This is a genomic window from Arthrobacter sp. S39 (genome assembly GCF_004320525.1).
Taxonomy (GTDB): Bacteria; Actinomycetota; Actinomycetes; order Actinomycetales; family Micrococcaceae; genus Arthrobacter.
The window spans coordinates 75316-92884 of record NZ_SIHX01000008.1; the positions used below are offsets into that span (position 1 = coordinate 75316).

The 17569-nt window shown below is 67.2% G+C and carries 18 protein-coding genes, 6 tRNA genes and 1 riboswitch; of the genes, 8 read left to right on the forward strand and 16 right to left on the reverse strand.

From position 1 onward, the window contains the following. Nucleotides 1-18: 18 nt before the first annotated feature. From EYS21_RS16255 to EYS21_RS16280, 6 genes are all read right to left on the reverse strand, one after another. On the reverse strand, nt 19-669 hold the full coding sequence (locus tag EYS21_RS16255) for a DUF3000 domain-containing protein (RefSeq protein ID WP_131134288.1): 651 nt from the start codon (nt 667-669) through the stop codon (nt 19-21). A gap of 61 nt (nt 670-730) precedes the next feature. After that, nucleotides 731-1837 carry a low specificity L-threonine aldolase gene (locus EYS21_RS16260; RefSeq protein ID WP_131134418.1) on the reverse strand — a complete coding sequence of 369 codons (1107 nt, stop codon included), beginning with the start codon at nt 1835-1837 and terminating at the stop codon, nt 731-733. Between the two features lie 30 nt (nt 1838-1867). Next, entirely contained in the window at nt 1868-2620 is a 753-nt protein-coding gene (locus tag EYS21_RS16265) for an SDR family oxidoreductase (RefSeq protein WP_131134289.1), read from the reverse strand. Between the two features lie 14 nt (nt 2621-2634). Further along, the gene (locus tag EYS21_RS16270) at nt 2635-4002 is read right to left on the reverse strand and encodes a DUF6421 family protein (RefSeq protein ID WP_131134290.1); all 1368 of its coding nucleotides are present in this window, start codon (nt 4000-4002) and stop codon (nt 2635-2637) included. Nucleotides 4003-4166: 164 nt separating this feature from the next. Then, a complete protein-coding gene (gene msrB, locus EYS21_RS16275; RefSeq protein ID WP_207307796.1) occupies nt 4167-4676 on the reverse strand; it encodes a peptide-methionine (R)-S-oxide reductase MsrB in 510 nt (169 codons plus the stop codon). A 14-nt stretch (nt 4677-4690) separates the two neighbouring features. Next, nucleotides 4691-5182 (reverse strand): hypothetical protein, encoded by a 492-nt coding sequence (locus tag EYS21_RS16280; RefSeq protein WP_131134291.1) that lies wholly within the window; start codon nt 5180-5182, stop codon nt 4691-4693. 124 nt (nt 5183-5306) lie between these two features. On the opposite strand from EYS21_RS16280, the gene EYS21_RS16285 reads away from it, so the two are divergent. Then, entirely contained in the window at nt 5307-6581 is a 1275-nt protein-coding gene (locus EYS21_RS16285) for an alpha/beta fold hydrolase (RefSeq protein WP_131134292.1), read from the forward strand. A gap of 14 nt (nt 6582-6595) precedes the next feature. Here the strand turns inward: EYS21_RS16285 and ybaK are convergent, their stop codons facing one another. The 3 genes from ybaK to EYS21_RS16300 are packed head-to-tail and all read right to left on the reverse strand — an operon-like array spanning nt 6596 to nt 8492. Continuing rightward, the gene (ybaK, locus tag EYS21_RS16290; RefSeq protein WP_131134293.1) at nt 6596-7093 is read right to left on the reverse strand and encodes a Cys-tRNA(Pro) deacylase; all 498 of its coding nucleotides are present in this window, start codon (nt 7091-7093) and stop codon (nt 6596-6598) included. Nucleotides 7094-7108: 15 nt separating this feature from the next. Next, a complete protein-coding gene (locus EYS21_RS16295) occupies nt 7109-7570 on the reverse strand; it encodes a SufE family protein (RefSeq protein ID WP_131134294.1) in 462 nt (153 codons plus the stop codon). A 10-nt stretch (nt 7571-7580) separates the two neighbouring features. Then, nucleotides 7581-8492 carry a sulfurtransferase gene (locus EYS21_RS16300; RefSeq protein WP_131134295.1) on the reverse strand — a complete coding sequence of 304 codons (912 nt, stop codon included), beginning with the start codon at nt 8490-8492 and terminating at the stop codon, nt 7581-7583. Nucleotides 8493-8709: 217 nt separating this feature from the next. Here EYS21_RS16300 and zapE point away from each other — a divergent pair, with 217 nt between their 5' ends. Then, on the forward strand, nt 8710-9747 hold the full coding sequence (gene zapE / locus EYS21_RS16305; RefSeq protein ID WP_131134296.1) for a cell division protein ZapE: 1038 nt from the start codon (nt 8710-8712) through the stop codon (nt 9745-9747). Nucleotides 9748-9901: 154 nt separating this feature from the next. Here zapE and EYS21_RS16310 read toward each other — a convergent pair whose 3' ends face one another. The 7 genes from EYS21_RS16310 to EYS21_RS16340 all read right to left on the reverse strand — a co-directional run bounded on the left by EYS21_RS16310 (nt 9902) and on the right by EYS21_RS16340 (nt 12212). Beyond that, on the reverse strand, nt 9902-11116 hold the full coding sequence (locus EYS21_RS16310) for a benzoate/H(+) symporter BenE family transporter (protein ID WP_131134297.1): 1215 nt from the start codon (nt 11114-11116) through the stop codon (nt 9902-9904). Between the two features lie 129 nt (nt 11117-11245). Next, nucleotides 11246-11509, reverse strand: a complete 264-nt coding sequence (locus EYS21_RS16315) for an antitoxin (protein WP_131134298.1) — start codon at nt 11507-11509, stop codon at nt 11246-11248. Between the two features lie 151 nt (nt 11510-11660). Next, nucleotides 11661-11732, reverse strand: a tRNA-Val gene (locus tag EYS21_RS16320). Nucleotides 11733-11778: 46 nt separating this feature from the next. Further along, nucleotides 11779-11851: transfer RNA gene (locus tag EYS21_RS16325), tRNA-Gly, on the reverse strand. Between the two features lie 55 nt (nt 11852-11906). After that, a tRNA-Val gene (locus EYS21_RS16330) sits at nt 11907-11981 on the reverse strand. Nucleotides 11982-12021: 40 nt separating this feature from the next. Beyond that, nucleotides 12022-12092: transfer RNA gene (locus EYS21_RS16335), tRNA-Cys, on the reverse strand. A 47-nt stretch (nt 12093-12139) separates the two neighbouring features. Beyond that, a tRNA-Gly gene (locus tag EYS21_RS16340) sits at nt 12140-12212 on the reverse strand. Nucleotides 12213-12449: 237 nt separating this feature from the next. On the opposite strand from EYS21_RS16340, the gene EYS21_RS16345 reads away from it, so the two are divergent. The 6 genes from EYS21_RS16345 (at nt 12450) to rpe (ending at nt 17356) form a co-directional block, all read left to right on the forward strand. Beyond that, nucleotides 12450-12521: transfer RNA gene (locus tag EYS21_RS16345), tRNA-Val, on the forward strand. 105 nt (nt 12522-12626) lie between these two features. Continuing rightward, nucleotides 12627-13481, forward strand: coding sequence for a cytochrome (locus tag EYS21_RS16350; protein ID WP_131134299.1), 855 nt, complete (start codon nt 12627-12629; stop codon nt 13479-13481). Nucleotides 13482-13545: 64 nt separating this feature from the next. Next, a complete protein-coding gene (gene def, locus EYS21_RS16355; RefSeq protein WP_131134300.1) occupies nt 13546-14163 on the forward strand; it encodes a peptide deformylase in 618 nt (205 codons plus the stop codon). Beyond that, on the forward strand, nt 14160-15080 hold the full coding sequence (fmt, locus tag EYS21_RS16360; protein WP_131134301.1) for a methionyl-tRNA formyltransferase: 921 nt from the start codon (nt 14160-14162) through the stop codon (nt 15078-15080). Before def ends, fmt begins: the two co-directional genes overlap by 4 nt. Then, nucleotides 15077-16657 (forward strand): transcription antitermination factor NusB, encoded by a 1581-nt coding sequence (locus tag EYS21_RS16365; RefSeq protein ID WP_131134302.1) that lies wholly within the window; start codon nt 15077-15079, stop codon nt 16655-16657. The genes fmt and EYS21_RS16365 overlap by 4 nt, the downstream gene beginning before the upstream one ends. Nucleotides 16658-16675: 18 nt before the next feature. Next, nucleotides 16676-17356 (forward strand): ribulose-phosphate 3-epimerase, encoded by a 681-nt coding sequence (gene rpe / locus EYS21_RS16370; RefSeq protein ID WP_131134303.1) that lies wholly within the window; start codon nt 16676-16678, stop codon nt 17354-17356. A gap of 40 nt (nt 17357-17396) precedes the next feature. Beyond that, a riboswitch (FMN riboswitch) is annotated at nt 17397-17551 on the forward strand. Nucleotides 17552-17569: the final 18 nt, after the last annotated feature.

The following is a 17569-nucleotide window of genomic DNA, read 5'->3' on the forward strand; positions in this document are numbered from 1 at the left end:
GGGTTCAGGGATTCCGGTCTAGTTCCGGCGCCGGTTCGGCAGCGGCGATACCCCGTCCGGCAGCGGCGGCAGGCCGGCGAATGTACAGACCATGTCCGACCACGCTTCCAGGTGGGCCGTGACGTCGGACGACGCCGGAGTCCAGGACGCGCGCAGCTCGATGTCGATCGACCCGGGCCGGCCGGCAAGGGTTCCGAAGCTCTCCGAGAGGACCCGGGTAGCGGTGCCGCCTGCGGCGCGGTAGGGGGCCTTGTGGTTTTCGAGGGCCTCCACCAGCCAGGTCCAGGCGACTGTTCCCAGCATTTCGTCGTTGCCCATTTCGGGCTCCAGCTGTGCCCGGATATAGGTCACGATCCGGAACTCCCCGTCCCAGACGGCCGAGCCGTCGGGATCGTGCAGCAGGATGAACCGGCCGGTGGCCAGCTCGGTGTCCTCGTCGTCTTCAGTGCCGGCCGCCGCGGCGAGGGCCATTGCGGCAGGTCCATGGACGGGGGTGGTGGCACCCGCGGAGCCGGAGGCCATGACCTCCGCTCCGAGCGCCACGGCAAAGGGCGCCAGGCGTGCCGGTGCCGGAATCTCGGCAAGCCGCAGTTCGCTGCGGCATTGTGCTTTCCTGAGGGTTCCCAAGGCGTGGAGAAACTCCGGGGGAACCTGGGCGAGTGCGTTCACCTTCGCAGGTTACGCAACGGCGGCGGACAGGCTGTGCAGGCTCGCCGTCCGCCGCCCCATGCTACGTGATGGTTTTACCGGCGTTGTAGGCGGCCAGCTCGTTGCGGATCGCGGCCACGAAGTCATCGATGTCCTCCTCGCTTGTGTCGAACGAGCACATCCACCGGACTTCCCGGGCCGCTTCGTTCCAGTCATAGAACCGGAAGGATTCCCGAAGTTTGTCAGCCACGCCTTCGGGCAGGACGGCGAACACTCCGTTGGATTCGGTGTTCTGGGTGGGCTGCACGCCCTCGATCGTGTCCACCGCCGCGCGCAGGCGGGCCGCCATCGCGTTGGCGTGCGACGCCGAACGGAGCCAGAGGCCATCTTCGAGCAGGGCGATGAACTGTGCGGACATAAACCGCATCTTCGACGCCAGCTGCATGTTCATCTTGCGCAGGTAGACCAGGCCGTGGGCAGCCTCGGGGTTCAGGGCCACCACCACCTCGCCGAACAGCAGCCCGTTCTTGGTGCCGCCGAAGGAGAGGATGTCCACCCCGGCGTCGCGCGTGAATGCCCGCAGCGGCACCTGGAGGTGGGCCGCGGCGTTGGCCAGCCGGGCGCCGTCCATGTGGAGCTTCATGCCCCGTGCATGGGCGTGGTCTGCGATGGCCCGGACCTCGGCCGGCGTGTAGCACGTGCCCAGTTCGGTGGTCTGGGTGATGGAGACGGCCAGTGGCTGGGCGCGGTGTTCGTCGCCCCAGCCCCAGGCTTCGCGGTCGATGAGTTCGGGTGTCAGTTTCCCGTCCGGGGTGGGGACGTGCAGGAGCTTGATCCCGCCGATCCGTTCCGGCGCGCCGTTCTCATCCATGTTGATGTGGGCGGTGGAGGCGCAGATGACGGCGCCCCAGCGGGGGAGCAGCGACTGGAGGGACAGGACGTTGGCGCCGGTTCCGTTGAACACCGGGAAGCTTTCGATGCCGGCCCCGAAGTGGTCCTCCAGGAGTTCGTGCAGCCGCGCCGTGTAGTCGTCCTCGCCGTAGGAGACCTGGTGGCCGTCGTTGGCTGCCGCGAGGGCGGCCAGGACCTCGGGGTGGACCCCTGAGTAGTTGTCCGACGCGAACCCGCGGACGGACGGGTCATGGAGGCGGCCGGCGGTGTGCGTGCCGGATTCGGCTGTTGTTGTCATCGCTTTGTTCACGCTTTCAGTCTAGGGAGGTCAGGTGGCCAGCAGCAGCCTGCGGCCGTTCAGCTCGGCGGCAGGCTGGCTGAACAGGCCAACGACGGCGGCGGCAAGGTCTTCGACGTCGGTGGCGCCGGGAAACTTCCGTTCGGGATGCGCCCTGCGCAGGTCCGCATCCACCAGCGCCTTGACCACAAGTACGACGGCGGCGCTCCCCGGGGCAGCGCTGTGGCCCTCAGCGCCGGGCGCGGGCCGGCCGAAGCCTTCCGCCATGGCCATGGTCCAGGTTTCGGCGGCGGCTTTCACGGCCACGTAGCTGGCCGTCGCCGCAGTGGGCCTGTCCACGGCGGTGGAGGAGACCATGGCGAACCTGCCGGTTCCGGAGGCGGCGATGTCGTCGTAGAAGACGCGGGACACGTTCCGGAGCGTCGTGATGGCGCCGCGCTCCAGGAAGTCCCAGTCGGCGTCGTCCTGGTCTGCAATGCCCTTCGCGCCGCGCCAGCCGCCCACCAGGTGGATGACGGCGTCCATCCGCCCGGTGGTGCCCGCCAGGGACTCCCGGAGGGCGTGCACGGCGGAGAGGTCCGCGAGGTCGCACACGAGCGGTGTGACGCCGTCGCCCGCTTTCCTTGCCGCATCCTCGATGCGGGCCCGGTCCGAGCCGACGGTGAAGACCAGGTGTCCGGCGCGTCGGAGCGCACCCGCCACGGCGACGCCGGAGGCGCCGCTGCCGCCGGTGACCAGCACATTCAGGGCTGCCGCCGCCTCCGGTGCGCCGGCAGTTTTCACTGCTTCGGTTTGCCTCACAGGGTGGAGCTGCCGGTGATGCCGGCGGTGGATTCAATGATGGGGCGCATTTTCTTCTCCAGGGCCTCGTAGAACATGGACAGCGGGAATTCGTCGTCCAGCACCTGGTCCGTGAGGCCGCGCGGTGGCCCGGACAGGGGCAGGGCGTCCGGGCCCTTGGCCCAGACTGACGCCGGGTTGGGGGTGACCGTACCGGAGATCAGCTGGTAGGCCGCGAGCCAGTGCGCCGTTTTGGGCCGGTCGATGGAGCGCCAGTACAGCTCATCGATCCGTGCGCCGAGGGCGATGACGGACTCGGCCACCCGGTCCCAGTCGATGCTGAGCCTGCTGTCGGTCCAGTGGAGCACGTGCTGCTGGTGCAGCCAGGCGAACAGCAACTGGCCGCCCAGGCCGTCGTAGTTGCGGACCCGGCTGCCGGTGATGGCGAAGCGGAAGATCCGGTCGAAGATGATGGCGTACTGGACCAGCTTCGCGTGACGGCGGGCTTCGGGGCCGGCGTCGTTGTCCTTTTCAATCCGCACCGATTCGCGGAAGGCCGTGAGGTCGCAGCGGAGCTCTTCGAGCGAGTAGAGGAAGAACGGCATGCGCTGCTTGATCATGAACGGGTCAAAGGGCAGGTCGCCGCGCATGTGGGTCCGGTCGTGGATCAGGTCCCACATCACGAACGCCGCCTCTGCCAGTTCCTGGTCCTCCAGCAGCTCCGCGGCACCTGCGGGCAGCTCGAGGGAGGTGATGTCCGCAGCGGCCCGCAGGACGCGGCGGAACCTGGCCGCCTCACGGTCCGCGAAGATGGCGCCCCAGGTGAAGGTGGGAGTCGCGCGGACGGCAACGGTCTCCGGGAACAGCACGGCCGAGTTGGTGTTGTACCCGGCCGTGAAGTCCAGGAAGCGGATCGGCACAAAAAGCCGGTTGGAGTAATCCCCGGCCTCCAGCGCGGCGATGAATTCCGGCCAGATGACGTCGATCAGCACGGCCTCCACCAGCCGGCTGCTGCTGCCGTTCTGGGTGTACATGGGGAAGACCACCAGGTGCTGGAGGCCGTCCTCGCGCTGTTCCTGCGGCTGGAAGACAAGGAGCGAAGCCAGGAAATCCGGTACGCCGAAGCCGGCTGTGGCCCAGTCCCGGAAATCGGCGGTGACTGCCTCGAGGTAGGCGGCGTCGTGGGGGAACCGGGGAGCCAGTTCCTCAATGGACTCAACGATCGCGGCAACATGGCCCGCGGCGGCCGGATGCGCGTCCCGGTCGGGGACGGATCCGTCCTGGACCTGGAGCAGCTGGAGTGAGGAGGCGGCAGCCTTGAGCCGGAGCCAGCCTGGATTGTCGGCGGAAATCCTGGCGGGGGCAATGATCACGGTTTCGGTCATCTGAGGCTGCCTTTCTGGTGGCTTGGGCGTCTACGGCGAGCGTAGCAAGCAACCAGATTTCCTAACTCGAAATATGGCTGAGCATAAGAAACTCTCAAGCTCAAGTGCCACCACAGCGCGTCCAGGTCCAGCGTGGGCGGTGCCTGGCCCGGCGCTTCCGGCAATCAGGACCCGGCGGTCTCCTGCTCCTGCACGTCCCCGCGGGGGACCAGCTTCAGCGAGACTGAGTTGATGCAGAAGCGCTGGTCAGTGGGCGTTCCGTACCCCTCGCCTTCGAACACGTGGCCCAGGTGCGAATCGCAGGTGGCGCAGCGCACCTCGACACGCTCCATGCCCAGCGTCCGGTCGTGGATGTAGCGGACCGTGCCCTCCGCCAGCGGGGCCCAGAAGGACGGCCAGCCACAGTGCGAATCGAATTTCTCGTTGCTCGTGAAAAGCTCGGCGCCGCAGGCCCGGCACTGATACACGCCGGCGGTGTGGGTGTCCCAGTACTCGCCGGTGAAGGGCCGTTCGGTTCCGGCCTGGCGAAGCACGTGGTACTCCTCGGGAGTGAGCTCCTGCCGCCACTCGGCGTCCGACTTTCCGGCGCTGCCGGCAGGGTGGTCCGCGGGCAGCAGGTCCTGGGTGGAGTCCGTCGCCTTGTTGCCAAATATCTTGTTTCCGAAGATGCTCATGGCCTGTTCAACGCTCAGGAGTCACCGATAAATCCCGAGCCCGCATAAAGGTGCAGGACGGGAATGCCGAGCTGGTCCTGCGCCTTGCTGGCCCAGTCGGTGTGGAATGTGTCCGACACGGCGTGCGGGCGGGTGACCACCACAGCCTGCGTCACCCCAAGTTCCTTGACCTTGGCCACCAGGCCCTTGACGGCACCGCCGTCCACCACCTCGCCGGTCACGCCGGCACCCAGTCCTTCGAGGGCGGCCAGTGACACGGCCAGCGTCTCGGCCGCTTCCGCGCGTTCAGATGCCGGATCCGGGGCGCGGCTGGTCAGTTCCCGGAAAGCCTTGGAAATTTCCAGCAGCGACAGATGCTCCAGGAAGTCCACCACCAGGTGGCGTTCCGTGTTGGCCGGCACCAGCACCACAAGGCGCGAGTCCGACCCGTTCACCAGCCGTTCTATGTTGACGCGGTCGTCCGCGCCCAGGGGTTCTTCGGTCAGGATGACGATGGGATCGCTCATGCCAACAGCCTAGTCCTGCGCCTCTGCCGCTGCATCCATTTGCCCCGGTGCGGCCCGCCGTGCGCTGCCCGGCGGCCGGGCAGCGGAATATGGCCGGCGGGCCATTGGCAGTAAGAATGGACCCATGGCTTCTTCTACACGGACCCTTTCCCCAACGGCCGCCCCGGTCCCTGCTGCCGACGGCGGGATGTCGCTTCGGGCCAAGTGGGCCATCGGCGGTGTCATCGGCGGCGGGGCCCTGGCCGGGCTGCTTGCCACCGGCTCCTCAGCCCTGGCCCTGTACTTTGCGCGGCGGGTGATCACCCCCGCACCGCGGAGGGTCTCGGACCAGGAAGTGCTGGCCGTGATCCGCGAAGGCGAGGGCCAGCAGGTCATCCTGGCGGCCACGCCGGACACCACCGTGGACGGTGTGTACGGGCTGTTTTTCGACGGCGGCAAGGGCCACGCCCGGATCGGCCCCATCGTCTCCTACTCACCAGCAGAGCGCACAGTCCTCCGCGAAGTCGAGGCCGTCTACAGCGGCGACCTTAACACCGCCCACCGCGGCTGGTGGAGCGGCGCCATCCATCCTGACCCTGCCGCCGTCGGCCTGCCTGCCGAGGACGTACTGATTGAGGTGGACGGCGGGCAGGCACCGGCGTGGCTTGTCCGTGCCGGTGGCACCTCACGCACCTGGGCGGTGATGGTCCACGGCCGGGGCGCCACCCGCCAGGAGGCCCTCCGGGCCGTCGGCCCGGCCCTGGAACTCGGACTGACCAGCCTGCTGGTCTCGTACCGCAACGACGGCCTGGCGCCGTCGGCGGACGACGGACGCTACGGCCTGGGGTCCACTGAATGGCGTGACATCGAGGCGGCGATCGAATACGCACTGGCGAATGGAGCCGAGGAGATTGTCCTCTTCGGCTGGTCCATGGGCGGCGCGATCTGCCTGCAGACAGCGGATCTGTCCAGGTACCGGCACCTGATCCGGGCCATGGTCCTGGACGCCCCCGTCATCAACTGGGTCAACGTCCTGGCCCACCACGCAGAGATCCACAGGATCCCGTCCCTGGTGGGACGCTACGGCCAGCTGATGCTGGGCCACCCGCTGGGGCGCAGGCTCACGGGCCTCGCGGCACCGGTGGACCTGAAGGCCATGGACTGGGTCTCACGGGCTGTTGAGCTGCGCACGCCCACCCTGATTGTGCACAGCGTGGACGATGAATACGTGCCCTACGGCCCGTCTGCCCTGCTGGCCGAGCGCAACCCGGAAATGGTGACGTTCGAGACGTTCAACCACGCCCGTCACACGAAGGAATGGAACGTGGATCCTGCCCGCTGGGAGCGCCTGGTCAAGGCGTGGCTGCGGCAGCAGCTGGCGCCGAGGGTCAACCCCGGCCAGGCCGGATCTGCCGGGTAGAGGACGGGCGCTTCCTAGGCTTTGACGGAACCGATCGGGGCCGTGACGGCGGACGTCAGGCGGATGAGGTCCGCGGGCGCCAGTTCGAGGTCCAACCCCCGCCGGCCGCCCGAAACCAGTATTGTCTCCAGGGCCACGGCGCTGCTGTCTATGACAGTGGGTGAGGGCTGCCGCTGGCCCAGCGGCGAGATCCCGCCGAGCACATAGCCGGTCCGGCGTTCGGCCGCCTGGGGATCCGCCATGGCGGCCTTCTTGGCGTTCAGGGCAGCTGCGAACGCCTTCAGGTCCAGGTTGCCGCTGACCGGAACAACGCCTACTGCCAGCCGGCCTTCCACCTCCACCATCAGCGTCTTGAACACCCGGGCGGGGTCCACGCCGAGAACTTCGGCAGCTTCCGTTCCGTAGCTTGCCGCGGACGGATCGTGGGTATACGGGTGCAGCACAAAGGGAACGCCGGCCGCGGTCAGAACCGCGGTGGCCGGCGTTCCCTGGGAAGTGCTTTTGCGCCCCATAAGGTGAGGTGCTGCCTAGCTGTGCAGCCGGGACGAGGCGGCGACCTTGCGCTTGATGCGGCCCAGCATGGCCGTCATGCCGCGCATCCGCAACGGCGTGATGGCCCGGGTGAGGCCCAGCAGTTCAGGCATGTCGTCGGGAACCGCCAGGATTTCCGCTGCGCTGAGCCCGTCGAGTCCCTCGTGGAGCACACCGGCGAAACCCCGCGTGGTGGGGGCTTCGGGCGGCGCCTTGAAGTAGAGCCGGATGGCGCCGGCCGAACCGGCGTCGTGCTTTTCCGTCTCAATGGTCAGGAACAGCGGCGACTGGCATTCCACCACCTGCTCGAGGAGCTCGGGGTGGTCTTTCAGGCGGTCCGGCAGCTCCGGCAGTTCGCGCGAGAACTCGAGCAGCAGCTGCAGCCGCTCGGGTTCCGTGAGCGCCTGGAAGTCGTCGACGATTTCCGCCAGCGAGGCGGGCAAGGAATGAGTAGTCATCTACTCCAGCTTACGCCGGGACGGAGCCGCGCTCAGCACCCTTGACGATGGGGACGCGCACGGCGTTGCCCCACTCGGTCCAGGAGCCGTCGTAGTTGCGGACGGTGTCAAAGCCCAGCAGGTACTTGAGGGCGAACCAGGTGTGGCTGGAACGCTCGCCGATCCGGCAGTACGCAACCACGTCATCGCCTGCGGTCAGGCCGGCCTCGCCGAGGTACAGGGCCTCGAGCTCGTCGCGGCTGCGGTACGTTCCGTCCGCCGCTGCGGCGCGGGCCCAGGGAATGGACGCCGCCGTGGGGATGTGGCCGCCACGCAGCGCGCCTTCTTCCGGGTAGGCGGGCATGTGGGTGCGCTGTCCCGTGTATTCCTCGGGGGAGCGGACGTCGATCAGCGGCTTGCCGAAGTGTGCCAGCACGTCCTCTTTGAACGCGCGGATGGGAGAGTCGTTGCGTTCCACCACCGGGTAGTCGCCGGAGGCCGGAGCGGAGGTCTCGGTGGTCAGGTCCCTGCCTTCGGCGATCCACTTGTCGCGGCCGCCGTCCAGCAGCCTGACGTCTTCGTGGCCGAACAGGGTGAAGACCCAGAGGGCGTAGGCGGCCCACCAGTTGGACTTGTCGCCGTAGATGACCACGGTGCTGTCGCGGGAGATGCCCTTGGCTGCGGCCAGGGCGGCGAAAGCCTTACCGTCCACGTAGTCGCGGGTCACTTCGTCGTTAAGGTCGGTGTGCCAGTCGATCTTGACTGATCCGGGGATGTGGCCGGTCTCGTAGAGCAGGACGTCCTCGTCGGACTCCACTACCACCAGCTTTCCATCGGCCACGGCGCCGCTTCCAAGGGCGGCGGCGAGCCATTCGGTGGAAACCAGGCGCTCGGGACGGGCGTAGGCGGCGAACTTCTCGTTCTCTTCAACTGGGTAGGACAAGGTGATGGCCTTTCATTGAAACGTACGGCGGACCTGCAGGAGGATGCTGGGAACCTGCTCCAACACTAGCCACGGCAGGGAGCGAAGTCCGCTGTTGCGTTAACAGAGGGAAATATGGCCTTCGTCACGTCCGTTGCAGGCCGGTGCTTTGGCGGGGGAGCCGTGCCGCATTGCCGGTATCCTTTCTGGGGACAACCCACCAGCAGAACGGACCACCTTGGTACAGATCGAACAGCTTGCCGCCCGCACTCCGGCAGTTTCGGTGGATGAGCTCCTCAAGGGCTTTTTTCCTTCACCGCGGTTTGGCCAGGTCTCCTTCGCCAGCTACCGCCCGGACCCCAAACAGCCCAGCCAGGCCCACGCCGTCCGGGAACTGGAGGGTTTCGCGCACGGAGTGGGCGCCGGGAATGGCGGCGGGCTGTTCAAGAAGCTTTTTGCCAAGAAAGACACCTCCCGCGCCGGCATCTACCTTGACGGCGGCTTCGGCGTGGGCAAGACCCACCTCCTGGCATCCCTGTGGCACGCCGCCCCGGGGCCGAAGGCTTTCGGCACGTTTGTGGAGTACACCAACCTGGTGGGGGCCCTCTCCTTCCGCAAAACGGTGGAGGCCCTGAGCCACTACAAGCTGGTCTGCATCGATGAGTTTGAGCTCGATGATCCGGGCGACACCGTGCTGATGTCCCGGCTGATGCGTGAACTGGCCGACGCCGGCGTGAAACTGGCTGCGACCTCCAACACCCTTCCGGGTTCACTGGGTGACGGCCGGTTTGCCGCCGTCGACTTCCAGCGTGAAATCCAGGTCCTCGCGGACCAGTTTGACGTCATCAGGATCGACGGCGAGGATTTCCGCCACCGCGGCCTGCCCACGCCGCCGTCGCCGCTGAAGAACAGCGAGCTCGCCGCCCAGATGAAGGCCGAGTTCGACGGCAAGACCGTGGCGCAGGACGAATTCAGCACGTTGATCAACCACCTCGCCGGTGTGCACCCGAGCCGCTACCGGCAGCTGATCGACGGCATCGACGGGGTGGTGTGGCGCAACGTTGAAACCATCACCGAGCAGGCCGTCGCTCTGCGTTTTGTGGTGCTGGCCGACCGGCTGTATGACAAGGACGTGCCCATCCTGGCCAGCGGGGTCCCCTTCGACCAACTGTTCACCGACGAGATGATGCACGGTGGCTACACCAAGAAGTACTACCGTGCCGTGTCCCGCCTGACAGCCCTGGCCCGGGAAGGCCAGAACCACGAGCCGTCCTAAAGATTGGGGCAGGCCCTTTCGTGTCGACTCCGTCGCCACGTAGGGACCCTGCTGCCCCACTCTAGCTGGGGCACTTCGACACGGACACGCCGCCGAAATGGCTGGCTTCCCGGGTTCCGCCGCCCAAAGTGCCCCACGACGGCGGCACTCACCATCAGTCTGGCGTCCCGCGGTCCTTGAGTAGCCAGCGCACCAGCAGGCCGGCTGCCAGCGCCCAAAAAGCGGCGCCGATGCCCGCGATGCTGAGGCCGGAGGCGGCAACCAGGAATGTCACGGATGCGGCGATCCGCTCGTCCGCCGCGGCCAGGGCGGACGACACCGAAGCCGCCAGGGTGCCGATCAGCGCCAGCCCCGCAACTGCCTCCAGCAGGCCCGGCGGAGCGGCGCTGACCAACGTCACCAGTGCTGCCGAAAACAGCGCGAGCACCAGGTAGGCCAGGCCCGAAGTGAAGGCCGCGATCCAGCGGCGGCTCCTGTCCGCGCCCGCTTCGGAGCCGGCGGCGAGGGCAGCACTGAGGGCGGCCAGGTTCATGGCGTGGCCGCCGAACGGTGCGCTGAGCATCGTTCCGGCGCCGGTCACCAGCATGGAGGGCGCCCAAGGCGTGGTGTAGCCAAACGACTTAAGCACCGCGATCCCTGGGATGTTCTGCGACGCCATGGTCACGATGAACAGCGGCAGGGCGATCCCGGCGATGGCCTGGACGCTGAACGCAGGAGCCGTCCACGTGAGCGCGGGCAGGTATCCGCCCTCCAGCTTCCCTGCGCCTCCCATGGACAGATGGATGGCTATCACGGCCAGGGCCACTGCGAGGGAGGCGGGCACGGACCAGCGGGGTGCGAACTTCATCATCAGGAGCCAGCAGATGATGACCGGAGCTGCCTGTAGGGGGTTGGTTCCCAGTGCGGTGAACGGCGCCAGGCATAGCGACAGAAGTACGCCGGCCAGCATGGCCTGCGCCAGGGACGTGGGAATGCGCGCCAGCAGCCTGCCGAGTGCCGGGATCAGCCCCGTCAGGCCGATCAGCACCCCGGTCACCAGGAAAGCTCCGACGGCGGCCGGCCACCCGCCGTCGACCGTTCCGGCTCCGGCCAGCAGGGCAGCTCCCGGCGTGGACCACGCGAGCGTCACCGGAACCTTGGACCGCCAGGAGAGCCAGAGCACGCCGACGCCGAACACCAGTGTGAGGGCCAGCAGCCCGGATGCCGCCTGGGCTGGCGTGGCGCCCACGGCCCGGAGCCCGGCCAGGACCACCGCGAACGAGGACGTAAAGCCCACCAAAGCCGTCACAATGCCCGCGCCGACCGGTTGCGACAGGTGGCGGGACCGGTCGGCGGTGCCGGGGAGGACGGTTGGTGAGGGATGTGGCATATCTGGCAGGTTACCGGCTGTGTCCCGGATGGCTGAAAGCGTCCTTAAACGCCAAAGGCGCGGGTGCCGCCTCCCGGCGGGACCCGCGCCCCCTTGACGTGCTAGGGCAAGGCCCTGGCCAAATCCTTGTTACGGAGCCTTGTCGACCGGCGGAACCGGCGGAACAGGGGTGACCGGCGGGACCTGCTCAGCGGCAGGTGCGGCACCGGGGGTTCCGTTCTTGTCAACGAGCTTGGAAGCGCCGTCCTGGATCTTGTCCACGTGACCTGCGTACTTGCCGCCGGTCTTGGTGTCGACAAAATCGCCGGCCTTGGTGATGCCGTCCTTGATGGCCTGCTCGTTGCCATGGATAAGACCTTTAGCCTTGCCCTTAAGATCGTCAATCAGTCCCACGAGCACCTCCCTTCAATCGCGGAGCCAGGTCGCTCCTCCGCAACCGATCCTAGCCCTGTCTCCTGGAGGTGCCAAGGTGCTGTGACAAAACCTGTCAAACGGCGAAATGTGGCCGGGCAATAAAAAAGCAGCTCCGGGGAGCTGCTGCTTGTGGGCGATACTGGGATCGAACCAGTGACCTCTTCCGTGTCAGGGAAGCGCGCTACCGCTGCGCCAATCGCCCGGAACCGGAAGTCCGGTTTATTGGGATGTGTTCTTATAAAGAAGAGAGCGGACGACGAGATTCGAACTCGCGACATCCACCTTGGCAAGGTGGTGCTCTACCAGCTGAGCTACGTCCGCGTATGAAGTGCGCCGGCCAGGGCCGGACGAACTGCATGAAGCAAGTTTCCTTGCTTGGTGGGCGATACTGGGATCGAACCAGTGACCTCTTCCGTGTCAGGGAAGCGCGCTACCGCTGCGCCAATCGCCCATTGCCATCCGGGATTAACCGGAAACCATGGTTTTCACCGAGGTGGGTACGGGATTCGAACCCGTGTATACGGCTTTGCAGGCCGCTGCCTCGCCTCTCGGCCAACCCACCGTGTAAGCGCCGGTTCGTAAGATCCTTTGCCGTGACAGTGTCCTGCGAGCGGACGACGAGATTCGAACTCGCGACATCCACCTTGGCAAGGTGGTGCTCTACCAGCTGAGCTACGTCCGCATTTGTTGGCTTGATTCCCTGCCGTTTGGGCATTTCCTCGCTTCCAACGAGTAAGAACTCTATAGGAGGTTTAGGGATTCTCCAAATCGGGGGTGCCCGGCACCGCCCGGATGCCCCTGGATCCCCGGAATCTAGGGAAGTTTTCGAATTACAGACCTGTAATTCGGGTGGTTCGCCGGTCGAGTTGGGGCCCGATTTCGGATTCGGCTCAGGGTGGGCTAGCATTCAAATGCATCGGGGCGATTGGCGCAGTGGTAGCGCGCTTCGTTCACACCGAAGAGGTCACTGGTTCGAACCCAGTATCGCCCACCGATAACCGGTCCGTTTCCGCTCCTTAGGAGCGGAAACGGACCTTTTTTATGCCCGGGTTCCTGCGCCGGCCATTCTGTCAGCCCCTTGTGAAAGAGTCTTTGTATGACTGATCCGCTTCTTGCCCACGCCACCGAATACGGCCGCATGTACGCGCGCTCCACGTCTGAGCCGTTCACTGTCCCGTCCATCACCACGGTGATCGGCCAGCAGCCGCACGGTCTGGACGGCTGGTTTGGCTACATGGGTGCCAGCAGCCTGGCCAAGGATCCGCTGCTGGCAGACTGCCTCGGCAGCCCGGCCAAGATCCGCCAGGCGGTCAACCGGGCAGCGAAGGCCGCCGAAACGTACCGCGATGAAGCCGCCAAACGCGGAGACCGCGTCCACAACTACTGCGAGCAGGTGGCGCTGCGTGCCCTGGGCCGTCCGCATGCCATGAAAGAAACCCGGGAGGCGCTGGCCGCCAACGGGGAGGAAGCCTTTGCCGTGCGGTTCGACGAGTGGTGGGAGCTGTACCGGGTGGAGCCCATCGCCCCGGAAATCACTGTCTGGAACAAATCAGTGGGTTACGCCGGCACGCTGGACCTGGTGGCGAAGATCAACGGCAGGATCTGTGTCATTGACTACAAAACCAAAGGCACCACCCGGGACGGCACCGTCAAGCCCCTCGATGACAAGGTGGTCATGCAGCTGGTGGCCGGGATGAAGGCCGAGGAAAGCCTGGTGGATCCGGTCGCCGGGGAATGGGAGCCCTGGAAGTATGGCGAGAACCCTGTGCTTTTAGCCGTGGCCATCGGCGAAACGGAAGTGCGCCCGGTCCGTGCCAACCCGGACGTCCTGAAGCACCACTGGTGGAAGTTCTGCGCGCTGCGCCGCGTCTGGGAGCTTTCCGCCGACACCATCAGCGCCGGCACGGCCCTCATCCCTGTCCCGCCGCCCCTGCCGGCACGGACCGCCTAGCCTCCTGCGCACCGCCTAAACTGGATTGGTTCCCAATCCGCCAACCCTGAGGGAAGACAAGCACATGGCCATTCTGAATATCCGCATCATCGGCGACCCTGTGCTGCGCACAGTGGCCGATCCCGTGACGGAGTTCGGGCCTGAGCTGGCCAAGCTGGTGGCGGACATGACCGAGACCATGGAAGACGTCGAGGGCGCCGGCCTGGCCGCCCCCCAGATCGGCGTCAGCCGGCGGGTCTTTACCTACCGCGTCGGCGGCGTGGACGGCCACATCATTAATCCGGTCCTGGAAAACAGCGACGACTACCAACCGGACCACGTGGAAGGCTGCCTGTCCATCCCCGGGCTGGGGTTCCCCGTCCGGCGGTTCCGGGCCACCAAGGTCACCGGCGTTGACCTCCACGGCAATCCCGTCACCGTTGAGGGAGAAGGCATGCTGGCCCGCTGCTTCCAGCACGAGACCGACCACTTGGACGGCATCCTCTACACCGACCGGCTGGAGGGCGAGGACCGGAAAAAGGCCCTGCGTTCCATCCGCAACGCCAACTACGAAGCCATTACGGAGCAAACGACGGCGAAGCGGGCCAAGACCGTCGGATCCAGTTTCGGCGGGGCCAGCTTCGGTGGCGCCGGTTCGGGCGGGGCAAGCTTCGGTGCCGCGGCGCCGGGTGCTGCTGAATGAGGGTACTTTTCGCCGGCACCCCCGCGGTTGCGGTGCCCTCGCTGGACGCCCTGGTGCAGGCAGGCTTCGACGTCGTTGCAGTCCTGACCCGCCCGGACGCGCCGGTGGGACGCAAACGCGTGCTCACGCCGTCGCCCGTTGCACAGCGGGCCGCCGAACTGGGCATTGACGTTATCCACGCCGCCAAGGTGGATGCGGACGTGACCGCAAAGATCGCCGCGGTCAGCCCGGACGTCGCAGCCATTGTTGCCTACGGCGGACTGATCCCCCCGGCAGCCCTGGACGTTCCGCGGCATGGTTGGATCAACCTGCACTTCTCCCTGCTGCCTGCCTGGCGCGGCGCCGCCCCCGTACAGCGTTCGGTGATCGCGGGCGACGACGTCACGGGCGCGGTGACCTTCCAGCTGGAAGCCGGCCTGGACACCGGGCCCGTGTTCGGAACCCTGACTGAGGGCGTCGGCCCCGAGGACACCGCCGGGCGGCTGCTCGAGCGGCTGTCCCACAGCGGTGCGGTGCTCCTGGCCCAGACCATCTCAGCCGTCGACGCCGGCAAAGCTGCCGCGCAGCCGCAGCAGGGAGACGTTACCCTCGCCCCCAAACTGACCCTCGACGACGGCCGGCTCGACTGGCAGCAGCCGGCCCTGGCCATCGGGCGCCGCGCCCGCGGGGTCACCCCCGAGCCCGGCGCCTGGACCACCCTCGACGGACAGCGGATCAAGCTGGAACCCGTCCGGCTGCGGCCGGATGCCACGGACGTTGCCCCCGGCGCGCTGGTGCTCAATGGCAAGAGCGTCCTGGTGGGCACCGGCTCCCATGCGGTGGAGCTGACGCGGATCCAGCCCGCCGGCAAAAAGATGATGGCCGCGGCCGATTGGGCCCGCGGCATGGCTTCCCTTGAAAGCGTGGTGTTCGAATGAGCATGTCCGGCGGAAACACAGGCGGCACCGGCCGTGGCGGCAACGCCGGCGGCGACGGCCAGCGCAGCAGCGGCTCGCAGCGCGGCCGTGGCGGCGGCGGCCAGCGCGACAACAGCCAACGCAACGCGCAGGGCCGGGAACGCAACCGCCCCTCGCAGCGGAGCTTTACCGAAAACGCTCCGGCGCAGCGGACCCGCCGGGCCGATCCCGCCCGGCTGGTGGCCTTCGAAGTCCTCCGGGCCGTCGCAGCGGAAGACGCCTACGCCAACCTGGTGCTGCCGTCACGGATCCGCCACCACGGGCTGGACAAACGCGACGCCGGATTCGCCACGGAACTGAGCTACGGCGCCCTCCGCGGCCAGGGCACGTACGACGCCGTCCTATCCCGCTGCGTTGACAGGCCGCTGGACCAGCTGGATCCGGCCATCCTCGATGCCCTGCGTATCGGCACGCACCAGCTGCTGGCCATGCGCGTACCGGCCCACGCAGCCCTGGACCAGACCGTTGGCCTGGCCCGCGCCGTGATTGGCGCCGGCCCGTCCGCCCTCATCAACGCGGTGCTCCGGAAGGTCACGGCGCACACGCTCGAGGAATGGCTGGACCTGCTGGTCGCCGGCGAAACCGACGAAACCAAGGTCGCCTCCATCAAGTACGCGCACCCGGAATGGATCGTCCGCGCCATGCGCCAGTCGCTCGTGGCCCACGGCCGGTCCGCCGCCGAAATCAACGATCTCCTGGAAGCCGACAACGCGGCCCCGGTGGTCAACCTGGTGGCCCTGCCTGGACTGGGAAGCCTCGACGAAGCCCTTGAAAACGGAGCCACCCCCGGGGAACTGGTGGAAGGCTCGGCCCTCTCCAGCGGCGGCGACCTCGGCCGGCTGGCATCCGTGCGGGAAGGAACCACCCGGGTCCAGGACGTCGGCTCGCAGCTGGTGGCCCGCGCGCTGGCAGCGGTGGACCTGGACCACGACGAGAGCCCGGAAACCTGGCTGGACCTGTGCGCAGGCCCCGGTGGCAAGGCCGCCCTTCTCGGTGCCCTGGCCAATGCCCGGGGTGCCTCGCTCCTCGCGAACGAACCGGCCCCGCACCGGGCCAAACTCGTCAGCCAGGCCTTGTCTGCCGTGCCCAGGGACGCCTGGCGCGTCCGCACCGGCGACGGCCGGGAGGTCGGCACCGAGCAGCCCGAATCATTTGACCGGGTCCTGGTGGATGTTCCGTGCAGCGGACTGGGCGCGCTCCGCCGTCGTCCGGAGTCCCGCTGGCGCCGCACGCCCAAGGACCTTGCGGACCTTGGGCCACTGCAGCGGGACCTGCTCAAGTCGGCCCTCGCGGCCGTCCGCCCCGGCGGTGTGGTGGCGTACGTGACGTGCTCGCCGCACCCCGCCGAAACAACCGCCGTCGTCACCGATGCATTGCGGAAGCGCGACGACCTCGAACTGCTGGATGCCGGCGCGGTCCTGGACAGCGTCAGCCTCACCGGCAACCTGGGCGCCGGGAACGGGCTGACCGCCCAGCTCTGGCCCCACGTCCACAGCACGGACGCCATGTTCCTCGCCCTGATCCGTAAAAAGGCCTGACCAGTGAAAGGGTCACCCATGACGCAATGCTGCATCAACCCGAGCATCCTCTCCGCCGACTTCGTCAACCTCGAAGCCGAGCTGCACCGCATCAGCAATGCCGACGCCGTGCACGTGGACGTGATGGACAACCACTTCGTCCCCAACCTCACCCTCGGCCTGCCGGTGGTCCAGCGGATCCAGGCCGTCAGCCCGGTGCCGCTGGACGCCCACCTGATGATCGCCGACGCCGACCGCTGGGCACCCGGATTCGCGGACGCAGGCCTCGCGTCCGTCACGTTCCATGCCGAGGCATCGATTGCCCCCATTAAGCTGGCGCGCGAACTCCGGGCCCGGGGTTCGAAGGCAGGCATGGCATTGCGGCCAAGTACGCCCGTTGAGCCCTACCTGGACATGCTGGCCGAGCTGGACATGCTGCTCATCATGACGGTGGAGCCCGGCTTCGGCGGCCAGGCGTTCCTGGACCTCACTCTTCCGAAGATCCGCCGGGCCAGGGCAGCGATCGACGGTTCAGGGATCGGCGTGGCCATCCAGGTGGACGGCGGCATCACCGAGGAAACCATCACCCGGGCAGCCGAAGCGGGAGCCAACGTCTTCGTCGCCGGCTCCGCGGTGTACGGTGCGGAGGACCCGGCAGCGGCCATCGAACGGCTGCGCAAGGCGGGCAGCCAAACGTTACGCGCGGGGTCGCCGGAATAGTCAGGCCACCTTCATGGTTGTGGCAGAATAGCAACACACAATACGTGCTCCGGGGTCGGTGTAAGTCCGAACCGGCGGTGACAGTCCGCGACCCGCGAGCCGGCGCTTTCCCCATCCAGGGAGGGAACCGGCGGACGGTTGAACCGGTGAAATTCCGGTACCGACAGTTAAAGTCTGGATGAGAGAAGCACGTACAGCTGTATCTGCGGCATC